The following is a 10,411-nucleotide window of genomic DNA, read 5'->3' on the forward strand; positions in this document are numbered from 1 at the left end:
CCACCCCCTAGACACGGAGCGTATACAGAGCTTTACTGTGAGTAACGCCAGGGGGCCGGGGGCGCGGGGACAGGAACGTTCCGAGCGCGATAGCGTCACCGCGGAACCACGTACGCGTTACCCCGGGGGGCGACCCTCGGCCCCGTGAAGCTTGTACCACCATGGAGGTGAGGGTGTCCCAGATCGCAGGCGAGCCCACGGCGAACCAGGACTTCGTGGAAGTCCGGCTTCCGGCTGCGGGTGCCTACCTGTCGGTGCTGCGGACGGCCACGGCCGGTCTGGCGGCCCGCTTGGACTTCACCCTGGACGAGATCGAGGACCTGCGCATCGCGGTCGACGAGGCCTGCGCGATCCTGCTCCAGCAGGCCGTGCCGGGCTCCGTGCTGAGCTGCGTCTTCCGCCTCGTCGACGACTCGCTGGAGGTCACGGTGTCGGCTCCGACCACCGACGGCCACGCGCCGTCGCGCGACACGTTCGCCTGGACCGTGCTGTCGGCCCTGGCGGGCAAGGTGTCGTCCGCCGTGGACGAGGACCGGACCGTGTCGATCAGTCTCTACAAACAGCGCGGCGCGGGCCCCGGCCCGGCGTGAGGAACGGGGACGGTCCGGTGCGGGACGAAGAGCGCGGCGCGCGAGAACTGCCGGCCAAGAAGGCCGAGAGCCTGCGGGCGGTCCCCCAGGACGGCCCCCGGCACATGGCCGACGGCGTCGACGGCATCCCCGAGCAGGCACGGCCCCACCCGGAGGACGACTCCGCGCAGGCCGGCGGCGAGGGTGCCGTGCGGAGCGCGCCTTCGGCGGGGCGCGGCGGGGAGCGGCCCGCCGACCGCGCGGGGGCGGGGGCTCGGGGAAGGGCTACGGGCGGGACGATGAGCGAGCACGAGCGAGACGCCGAGGACACCGTGCCCGGCGCGGACACCGTCCGGGCGGCACGGCACGACCCGCAGGACCGCAGCGGGGCGCGGGCGCTCTTCGTGGAACTGCGCACCCTGAAGGACGGCAGCCCCGAGTACGCCGAGCTGCGCAACCGGCTGGTCCGCATGCACCTGCCGCTCGTCGAGCACCTGGCGCGCCGCTTCCGCAACCGCGGCGAGCCGCTGGACGACCTCACCCAGGTCGCCACCATCGGTCTGATCAAGTCGGTGGACCGGTTCGACCCGGAGCGGGGCGTGGAGTTCTCCACCTACGCCACTCCCACGGTCGTGGGCGAGATCAAGCGGCACTTCCGCGACAAGGGCTGGGCGGTCCGGGTGCCGCGCCGGCTGCAGGAGCTGCGGCTGGCGCTGACCACGGCGACGGCCGAGCTGTCGCAGTTGCACGGCCGCTCCCCCACCGTGCACGAGCTGGCCCAGAAGCTGGCGATCTCCGAGGAGGAGGTGCTGGAGGGGCTGGAGTCGGCGAACGCGTACTCCACGCTGTCGCTGGACGTGCCCGACACCGACGACGAGTCCCCGGCGGTCGCCGACACCCTCGGCGCGGAGGACGAGGCGCTGGAGGGGGTGGAGTACCGGGAGTCGCTCAAGCCGCTGCTGGAGGACCTCCCCCCGCGCGAGAAGCGCATCCTGCTGCTGCGCTTCTTCGGCAACATGACCCAGTCGCAGATCGCGCAGGAGGTCGGGATCTCGCAGATGCACGTCTCCCGGCTGCTGGCCCGCACCCTGGCCCAGTTGCGGGAGAAGCTCCTGGTGGAGGAGTAGAAGCGCCCGGGCGGGGCGTTATCCGGCGCGGCCCGGCCCGGTGATCCCGAGGGCGCGGGTCGTGGCCGGGTTCACCAGCAGGACCAGCGCGCTCACCGAGACCACGGCCAGCGCGATACCCGCCCCGATGGCGATGCTGTCGGCCTGGAGCAGGTTGTAGGCGACCGGCAGGGCGAGGATCTGGGTGATGACGGCGGGGCCCCGGCTCCAGCGGCGCACCCGCCACAGACCGCGCGCGGCGAGCAGCGGCAGCAGGGCGAGCACCAGCAGGGTGATCCCCCCGGTGACGGCCTGCCCGCGGTCGTCGGGGCTGCCGGCCAGGCCGAGCGCGAGAATCCACCCGCCGCCCACGACGAGGGCGATTCCCTCCAGCGCGGCCAGCCCGGCGGCGTACGTCAGGCGGCGCGGGCGCTCTCCGGCGGGCGAGGCGGTGTCGGCGGTCTCCGGCGCGGGGGTCTGCTCGGGGGTCTGCTCACTGCTCACCCGAGAAGGGTAGCCCCGTGCGCGACGCGCACCGGAAGGTGCGTGGTGAGGCTCACGCCCTCTTCGTCCATGGATCTCCGGCTCGCCCTGGGCCGGATACCCCCCAGTAGGTACGCTGCCATGCATGCGTGCACTTCTCGTGGTCAATCCGGCGGCAACCACCACAAGCGCCCGCAGACGCGACGTACTGATCCACGCCCTCGCCAGCGAGATGAAGCTGGAGGTCGTCAACACCGAGTACCGCGGCCACGCGCGCGATCTGGGGCGGTCGGCTGCGGAGAGTGACGACATCGACATGGTGGTGGCCCTCGGCGGCGACGGCACCGTGAACGAGGTGGTCAACGGCCTGCTGCACGCCGGCCCCGACCCCGAGCGGCTGCCCGGTCTCGCGGTGGTCCCCGGCGGCTCGACCAATGTCTTCGCCCGCGCGCTCGGCCTGCCCAACGATCCCGTCGAGGCGACCGGTGCCCTGCTGGACGCCCTGCGCGAGCGCCGCGAACGCGTGGTGGGCCTCGGCCTCACCTCGGGCACGCCGGGCACGCCGGACGAGGCGGTGCCGGAACGCTGGTTCACTTTCAACGCCGGACTGGGCTTCGACGCCGGAGTTGTGGGCAGGGTCGAAAGGGAACGGGAGCGCGGCAAGAAGTCGACGCACGCGCTCTATGTCCGCCAAGTAGCAAGGCAGTTCATGGGTGAACCGAATCGAAGGCACGGCACCATCACCCTGGAACGACCGGGTGCGGAACCGGTGCCGGACCTCGCCGTCGCCATAGTCTCGAACACGTCGCCGTGGACGTATCTCGGCAATCGCCCGATGTACACATCGCCTAAGGCGTCGTTCGATAAAGGCATCGACGTGCTCGGGCTGAAGCGGCTCTCCACGGCCGCGGTTGCCCGGTATGCGACCCAGTTGCTCACTTCGTCCCCCGAGCGCGGACCCCATGGAAGACATGCGGTCTCGCTGCACGATCTGGACCGCTTCACCTTGCATTCGAAGGTCCCCCTGCCCCTTCAGATGGACGGTGACCACCTGGGGCTGCGGACGAGCGTGACGTTCACAGGCGTTCGCCGTGCACTGCGTGTGATTGTGTGAGCGGAACGGGCCAAAGTCCTTTCACTCGAACGTTTAGGCCACCGTCCACCCCATGGAAGTACGGCTGTGACCTAGTCGACACCGAGGAATCAAAAAAAATCTTCGGGAAGGGGTTGTATCCGCCGCCGAGGTTTGCGAGTCTCTACATGGCGATCGGGACGGCCCGCAAGACCGGCTTCCAGTGATCGCCAGAACCCCTCTTCAAAACAAAGGTCCACGCCGGGGAGACCCGGTGATCGGCCCTTCACTTGTTGAGGGACTCGTGAAAGCGTTCACATTCACAAGCAATCTGCATGTAATACCAAGGAGAGGTAGCAGCCATGGACTGGCGTCACAACGCCGTTTGCCGCGAGGAAGACCCCGAGCTGTTCTTCCCCATCGGCAACACCGGTCCCGCGCTGCTGCAGATCGAGGAAGCCAAGGCCGTCTGCCGTCGCTGCCCCGTCATGGAGCAGTGCCTGCAGTGGGCGCTCGAGTCCGGCCAGGACTCCGGCGTCTGGGGTGGTCTGAGCGAGGACGAGCGTCGCGCCATGAAGCGCCGCGCCGCCCGCAACCGTGCTCGCCAGGCTTCCGCCTGACGAGTCACCCCTGCTGACAGCCTGAGCTTGGCGGCGCGTGGGCCCGACGGGAACTCCCGTACCGGGCACCACGCTTCTCCCGCCCCCGAGCCGCAGCGCGCAGTACCCCCGATGCTTTCCCCGGGTCCCGGCTCAGCCGGACCAGGGGGGCTCCGCCCCGGCGGAGCAGCTCAGCAACGAGCACCAGCCTCGGACCATCACTGGTCCGGGGCTTTTCGCTTGCCCGTGCCGGTGCCCGGCTCCGGAGCCCGCCTCACTTCTGCGGGCGTACCGGGATGTCGAGGACGACCCTGGTACCGCGCTCCGGCGCCGGGACCATGTCGAAGGTGCCGCCGAGCTCCCCCTCCACCAGGGTCCGCACGATCTGGAGGCCGAGGTTGCCCGCGGTGTGCGGGTCGAAGCCCTCGGGCAGACCGACCCCGTCGTCCTGGACGGTGACCATCAGCCGGGCCTCCTTTGTGGTGCCGCCGCGCACCGCGGAGACCTCGACCGTGCCGGTGTCGCCCTCGCGGAAGCCGTGTTCCAGGGCGTTCTGCAGCACCTCGGTCAGCACCATCGACAGCGGAGTGGCGACCTCGGCGTCCAGCCAGCCGAAGCGGCCGCTGCGCCGGCCGGTCACCTTGCCCGGCGAGATCTCCGCGACCATCGCCAGCACCCGGTCGGCGATGTCGTCGAACTCCACCCGCTCGTCCAGGTTCTGGGACAGCGTCTCGTGCACGATGGCGATGGAGCCGACCCGGCGCACGGCCTCCTCCAGCGCCTCCCGGCCGCGCTCGGAGTCGATGCGGCGGGCCTGGAGCCGCAGCAGCGCGGCCACGGTCTGGAGGTTGTTCTTCACCCGGTGGTGGATCTCCCGGATGGTGGCGTCCTTGGTGATCAGCTCCCGCTCGCGGCGCCGGAGTTCGGTGACGTCCCGGCAGAGCACCAGGGAACCGATGCGGGTGCCCTTGGGCTTGAGCGGGATGGACCGGAACTGGATGACCCCGTCCTTCGCCTCGATCTCGAACTCGCGGGGCGCGTAGCCGCTGGCCGCCTTGGCGAGCGCCTCGTCCACCGGGCCCCTGGTCGGGGCGAGTTCGGCGGTGGTGCGGCCGAGGTGGTGGCCGACCAGGTCGGCGGCCAGACCGAGCCGGTGGTAGGCGGAGAGGGCGTTCGGGGAGGCGTACTGGACGGTCCCGTCGGCGTCCACCCGGATCAGGCCGTCGCCCGCGCGCGGGGAGGCGTCCATGTCGACCTGCTGGTCGGGGAACGGGAAGGAGCCGGCCGCGATCATCTGCGCGAGGTCCGAGGCGCTCTGGAGGTAGGTGAGTTCCAGCCGGCTCGGGGTGCGCACGGTCAGCAGGTTGGTGTTGCGGGCGATCACCCCGAGGACGCGGCCCTCGCGCCGTACCGGGATGGACTCGACCCGTACGGGGACCTCTTCGCGCCATTCCGGGTCGCCCTCGCGCACGATGCGGCCCTCGTCGAGGGCCGCGTCCAGCATGGGGCGGCGGCCGCGCGGGACCAGGTGGCCGACCATGTCGTCCTGGTAGGAGGTCGGGCCGGTGTTGGGGCGCATCTGGGCGATGGAGACGTACCGGGTGCCGTCGCTGGTGGGAACCCACAGGACGAGGTCGGCGAAGGAGAGGTCGGAGAGCAGTTGCCACTCCGAGACCAGCAGATGGAGCCACTCGAGGTCGCTGTCCCCGAGGGCGGTGTGCTGGTGGACGAGTTCGTTCATGGAGGGCACGCTGCGAGCGTACCGGGGGCGCGTCACCGGCCGGAAAGACACCCGCGGGCCGCGGCGCCTGAGAGGGACCCTCAGCCCTCCCCGCGCCGCAGCCCGGAGCATCATCGGCCGTGGGGTGTGCGGTCCCGGTCGGCCGAAGGCCGAGGAGCCGGAGCAGTCAGGGCAGAGAGCGCCGGTTCCTCGATCCGCCTTCCTGTGCGGGGAAGACGGAGGCTTGTCAGCTTGTCGTCCTGCGTAGAGCCTCTCTCGCATTCTGGACTAGACCACGCGGGCGTGTCCATGCCCCGAGGAGCCCGAACCCGTGGGCGGCGGGGCCGCACCGTACCGGCAGCCTAGTGCTGTGACCGGAAAGATTCACCGGCTCGCGGCGTCCGGCGGCTTTCCGGCGACCTTTCCAGTCACAGCACCAGCCCGGCCGGGGGTCTTCGGTCCGCCGGTTTCCGCCACCTGCGGCGGGTACCGCTCTGCTAGATTGGTCTAAACCACATAGCCAGCGCTCCCCCGGTCCCCTGCGACCCCCAGCCCTCTTCCAGATCGGCAGGCCCAGCGTGGAAGTTGTCATCGTCCCGGACGCCGCGGCGGGCGGCGAGCTGATAGCCGAATCCATGGCCCGGTTGCTTCGCCGCACGCCGGACGCCCTGCTCGGGGTGGCCACCGGCTCCACCCCGCTGCCCGTCTACCAGGCCCTCGCGGCCAAGGTGCGCGCGGGCGCGGTGGACGCCCGCCGGGCCAGGATCGCCCAGCTCGACGAATACGTGGGTCTGCCCGCCGACCATCCCGAGTCCTACCGCTCGGTGCTGAGCCGCGAGGTGCTGGAGCCGCTCGGCATCCCCATGGACGCGTTCACCGGCCCGGACGGCACCGCCGACGACGTGCGGGCGGCGTGCGAGGCGTACGACCGGGCGCTCGCCGCGGCCGGCGGCGTGGACCTCCAGTTGCTCGGCATCGGCACGGACGGGCACATCGGGTTCAACGAGCCGTGCTCCTCACTGGCCTCGCGCACCCGGATCAAGACGCTGACGGAACAGACCCGGATCGACAACGCCCGCTTCTTCGGCGGCGACATCGACCAGGTGCCGCACCACGTGATCACGCAGGGCATCGGCACCATCCTGGAGGCCCGCCACCTGGTCCTGCTCGCCACCGGCGAGGGCAAGGCGGACGCGGTCGCGGCCACGGTGGAGGGCCCGGTGGCGGCGATCTGCCCCGCCTCCGCCCTCCAGCTCCACCCGCACGCCACGGTCGTCGCGGACGAGGCCGCCGCCGCCAAGCTGAAGCTCGCGGACTACTTCCGCCACACGTACGCCCACAAGCCCGAGTGGCAGGGACTGTAGGAACGCCCCGGCCCCCGTGGGCGCACCACGGGGACCGGGAGCACGGGCTCACACCCCTGCGATGACCTCCGCCGCCGCCCGGCCGCAGACGCGGGCCGCGCCATGGGTGGCGAGGTGGAGGCTGCCCCGGGGCGGGGACTGGGGAACGCCCATCTCGACGACCACCGTGTCGGGGCGAGCGGTCAGGAGGGTGGCCAGGGCCTTGGCCATCCAGGGGTGGCGGTGCTCGTCGCGGACCACCGCGACCAGCCGGCGCTCCCCCGCCGCCGCGAGGGCGTCGGTGCCGGCCGAGTCGCCGGTGAAGGTTCCGGTGAGAGTGCCCGGCAGCAGTGCGGACAGCTCGGCGGCCACGCCCCAGGGGGTCTCGTCGCCCACCGCGATGTTGGCGACCGGGGTGAAGGCGGCGACGTAGGGCGCCTCGGCGAGCGGAGCGTAGGACTCACCGCCGGTCACCGTCAGGGCCCGGCGGGCGGCGCGCAGTCCGGCATCGGGGTCGGGTGCGGTGTCCCCGGTCGTGCCGTTCGCCGTCCAGGCGGCCAGTTCGCGTACCCGGCGGGCCGCGTCCGCGAGGCGCTCCTCGGGGAGTTCTCCGGAGCGCACGGCGGCCACCAGGGCGTCGCGCAGCCGCCGTACCGTCTCGTCGTCGGCCAGGCCGCCGCCCACGCAGATCGCGTCGGCGCCGGCCGCGACGGCGAGGACGCTGCCCTGCTCGATGCCGTAGGTGCCGCAGACGGCGCGCATCTCCATGCCGTCGGTGACGATCAGCCCCTGGAAGCCGAGTTCGCCGCGCAGCAGGCCGGTGAGGACCGGCCGGGAGAGGGTCGCGGGGCGGTCCGGGTCCAGGGCGGGGACCAGGATGTGGGCGCTCATCACCGCGCGGGTGCCCGCCGCGAGGGCGGCACGGAAGGGCGCGAGCTCGCGTGCCTGGAGCACGTCGGCGGCCACGTCGATCCGGGGCAGCGCGTGGTGGGAGTCGACGGCGGTGTCGCCGTGACCCGGGAAGTGCTTGGCGCAGGCCGCGACCCCGGCGGACTGCAGACCGGTGACATAGGCGGCGGTGTGCCGGGCGACCAGGCCGGTGTCGGCGCCGAAGGAGCGGACCCCGATGACCGGGTTGCCGGGGTTGGAGTTGATGTCGGCCGAGGGAGCCCAGTTGAGGTGCACCCCGCAGTCGGCGAGACGGCGGCCGAGTTCCCGGGCGACCGCGTGGGTCAGCTCCACGTCGTCCACCGCGCCGAGGGCGTGGTTGCCGGGGAAGGAGGAGCCGGTGCGGGCCTCCAGGCGGGTGACGTCGCCGCCCTCCTCGTCTATGGCCACCAGCACGTCGGGCCGCTCAACTCGCAACTGGGCTGTCAGCGAGGTCAGTTGCTCGGACGAGAGGATGTTGCGGCCGAACAGACCCACCGAGGCGAGGCCCTCGCCGAGCCGGCGCAGCAGCCAGTCGGGGGCGGTGGTGCCGGTGAAGCCGGGCTGGAGGACGGTGAGCGCGTCGCGCGTCAGGGTGTCGGTACTGCGGGCGATTGTCGTCATCGGGTGGCGTTATCCCTTCACTGCGCCCGCGGTCAGGCCCGCGGCCATCTTGCGCTGGACGAGGAGGAACAGCACGACGATCGGCACGGCCATCATGGTGGCGCCGGCCATCATCGGGGCGTACTCGGTGCCGTGCTTGGTGGTGAAGTTGCCGAGCCAGACGGTGGCCGTCTGGTTCTCCTGGCTGAGCAGCATCAGGGCGTAGAGGTACTCGTTCCACGCCTGGATGAAGCCGTAGACCGAGGTGGCGACCATGCCGGGGGCGAGCAGCGGGAAGACCACGCGGATGAAGGCGCCGGTGCGGGAGCAGCCGTCGACCATGGCCGCCTCCTCCAGCTCGCGCGGGATGTTGACGATGAAGCCGCGCAGGGTCCACACCGTGAACGGCAGGATGAAGGTCAGGTACGTGATAATCAGCCCGGTGAGCCTGTCGTACTGGTGCAGGTCGTTCAGCAGCAGGAAGACCGGGATGATCATGGCGACGAGCGGGACCATCTGCACCGCGAGGATGCCGACGATCACGATCTTCCGTCCCCGGAAGGCGAACCGGGAGATGGCGAGCGCGGCGAGCATGCCGACGACGACGCCGATGAGGACCACGGACAGCGACACGAGCAGGCTGCGGCCGACCGGCCCCCAGAAGTCGGCGATGTCGAGGGCCCGGCTGAAGTTGTCCAGGGTGAACCCGGTCGGCAGCAGGCTCGGGTCGGGATCGATGGCGTCCTTGGCCGGCTTGATCGCGGTGTCGAGCATCCAGTAGACGGGGAAGCCCGCGGTGGCGAAGACGAGGAGGCCGAGGATGTTCCAGCCGGCCCTGGAGGTCCGGCGGGCGGGGGAAGCCGTGCTGGTCACTCGACCTCTCCGATCTTGAGCATCTGGCGCATGTACACGGCGACGACGCCGAGCAGCAGCACCACGGTGATGAGGGCGATGGCGGAGCCCTGGGCGTAGTCGTTGACCACGAAGGCGCGGTCGTAGGAGTAGGTGGTCAGGAGCTGGAACTGGGCCTCGGGGTGGCCGTTGCGCATCACGAAGACCTGGGGGAAGACGCCCATGTCCCAGATGACCGACAGGGTCGTCAGCATGACGATCACCGGCTTGAGCACCGGCAGGGTCACGTACCGGAAGACGCCCCAGGAGCCCGCGCCGTCCAGCCGGGCGGCCTCCTCCAGCTCGGCTGGGACCTGGGTGAGTCCGGCGCTGAGGGTGATGACCACGAACGGCACCGCGCCCCAGACCACCAGCAGCATGATCACCGCGAGTCCCTCGGGACCGCTGGCGAACCAGTTGTGGCCGATCAGGTCGACGCCGGGCAGCTTGCTGACCAGGGCGTTGAGGATGCCGTAGTCGGCGTCGAAGAGCCACTTGAAGACGGTGGTGGCGACGATGACGGGCATGCCCCAGCTCGCCACCAGCGCGATGTTGATGAGGGTCTTCACCCAGCCGGAGACCCGCTGGAGCAGCAGGGCGATCAGCATGCCGAGGACCATCGTGAAGACGACGGCGCCCGCGGTGAAGCCGATGGTGCGCAGCACGACCTGCCAGAAGTCGCCGTCGCCCAGCACCTTGGAGAAGTTGCCGAAGCCGACGGACTCGGGCTCCTGGAAGCCCCAGAGCTGGGACTGGCCGAACTTCTGGAACGACAGGGTGACCAGCCGCACCAGGGGGTAGCCCATGACACCGGCGAGGATCAGCAGACAGGGCGCGAGCAGCAGCCAGGGAGTGGCGGCGCCGCCCTTGGCAGAGGCCGGGCGGCGGGACCGGGGCGGCGGGCCGGGCGGGGGCGCCTGCCGCCGCGGCGGCACCTTTGCAGGCGTGGTCGTGTCTGCGGCACTCATCGCGCTCCTCGGCGATCCCTGAAGTCCTGTGCGAGCGGTACGGCGGGCGCCGCGCGGGGGGGGGGGGGGGCCCCGCCGCCCCGCGCCCCGGGGGGGGGGGCAGCTAAGACGAGGGAGGGCGGGCCGGCGC

At 71.3% G+C, this 10,411-nt stretch carries 10 protein-coding genes; 5 read left to right on the forward strand and 5 right to left on the reverse strand.

All coding sequences use genetic code 11. From position 1 onward, the window contains the following. Positions 1-173: 173 nt before the first annotated feature. A complete protein-coding gene (locus tag ACWCV3_RS13580) occupies positions 174-590 on the forward strand; it encodes an ATP-binding protein (protein ID WP_018544439.1) in 417 nt (138 codons plus the stop codon). A 17-nt stretch (positions 591-607) separates the two neighbouring features. Next, positions 608-1,696, forward strand: coding sequence for an RNA polymerase sigma factor SigF (locus ACWCV3_RS13585; protein ID WP_451222654.1), 1,089 nt, complete (start codon positions 608-610; stop codon positions 1,694-1,696). A gap of 18 nt (positions 1,697-1,714) precedes the next feature. On the opposite strand, the gene ACWCV3_RS13590 is transcribed toward ACWCV3_RS13585, so the two are convergent. Then, on the reverse strand, positions 1,715-2,179 hold the full coding sequence (locus tag ACWCV3_RS13590) for a hypothetical protein (protein ID WP_451222656.1): 465 nt from the start codon (positions 2,177-2,179) through the stop codon (positions 1,715-1,717). A 124-nt stretch (positions 2,180-2,303) separates the two neighbouring features. On the opposite strand from ACWCV3_RS13590, the gene ACWCV3_RS13595 reads away from it, so the two are divergent. Continuing rightward, positions 2,304-3,272, forward strand: a complete 969-nt coding sequence (locus ACWCV3_RS13595; protein ID WP_451222658.1) for a diacylglycerol/lipid kinase family protein — start codon at positions 2,304-2,306, stop codon at positions 3,270-3,272. A gap of 320 nt (positions 3,273-3,592) precedes the next feature. Beyond that, complete coding sequence (locus tag ACWCV3_RS13600) at positions 3,593-3,850, forward strand: WhiB family transcriptional regulator (RefSeq protein WP_016639615.1); 258 nt, start codon at positions 3,593-3,595, stop codon at positions 3,848-3,850. Between the two features lie 253 nt (positions 3,851-4,103). Here ACWCV3_RS13600 and ACWCV3_RS13605 read toward each other — a convergent pair whose 3' ends face one another. Further along, positions 4,104-5,579 (reverse strand): sensor histidine kinase, encoded by a 1,476-nt coding sequence (locus tag ACWCV3_RS13605; RefSeq protein WP_451222660.1) that lies wholly within the window; start codon positions 5,577-5,579, stop codon positions 4,104-4,106. A 548-nt stretch (positions 5,580-6,127) separates the two neighbouring features. Here ACWCV3_RS13605 and nagB point away from each other — a divergent pair. Beyond that, positions 6,128-6,913 (forward strand): glucosamine-6-phosphate deaminase, encoded by a 786-nt coding sequence (nagB, locus tag ACWCV3_RS13610; RefSeq protein ID WP_451222662.1) that lies wholly within the window; start codon positions 6,128-6,130, stop codon positions 6,911-6,913. 48 nt (positions 6,914-6,961) lie between these two features. Here the strand turns inward: nagB and ACWCV3_RS13615 are convergent, their stop codons facing one another. The 3 genes from ACWCV3_RS13615 to ACWCV3_RS13625 are packed head-to-tail and all read right to left on the reverse strand — an operon-like array spanning position 6,962 to position 10,281. Beyond that, positions 6,962-8,443 carry a glycoside hydrolase family 3 protein gene (locus tag ACWCV3_RS13615; RefSeq protein WP_451222664.1) on the reverse strand — a complete coding sequence of 494 codons (1,482 nt, stop codon included), beginning with the start codon at positions 8,441-8,443 and terminating at the stop codon, positions 6,962-6,964. Between the two features lie 9 nt (positions 8,444-8,452). Further along, positions 8,453-9,295, reverse strand: coding sequence for a carbohydrate ABC transporter permease (locus tag ACWCV3_RS13620; protein ID WP_451222666.1), 843 nt, complete (start codon positions 9,293-9,295; stop codon positions 8,453-8,455). Then, positions 9,292-10,281, reverse strand: a complete 990-nt coding sequence (locus ACWCV3_RS13625; RefSeq protein ID WP_451222668.1) for a carbohydrate ABC transporter permease — start codon at positions 10,279-10,281, stop codon at positions 9,292-9,294. Before ACWCV3_RS13625 ends, ACWCV3_RS13620 begins: the two co-directional genes overlap by 4 nt. Between the last annotated feature and the right edge of the window lie 130 nt (positions 10,282-10,411).

Source organism: Streptomyces sp. NPDC001781 (assembly GCF_053596035.1).

Bases quoted from the DNA above. Each gene is read 5' to 3' on its own strand.
- ACWCV3_RS13595 (WP_451222658.1), top strand. From the start codon at position 2,304: ATGCGTGCACTTCTCGTGGTCAATCCGGCGGCAACCACCACAAGCGCC.
- ACWCV3_RS13600 (WP_016639615.1), top strand. From the start codon at position 3,593: ATGGACTGGCGTCACAACGCCGTTTGCCGCGAGGAAGACCCCGAGCTG.
- ACWCV3_RS13615 (WP_451222664.1), bottom strand. From the start codon at position 8,443: ATGACGACAATCGCCCGCAGTACCGACACCCTGACGCGCGACGCGCTC.
- ACWCV3_RS13625 (WP_451222668.1), bottom strand. From the start codon at position 10,281: ATGAGTGCCGCAGACACGACCACGCCTGCAAAGGTGCCGCCGCGGCGG.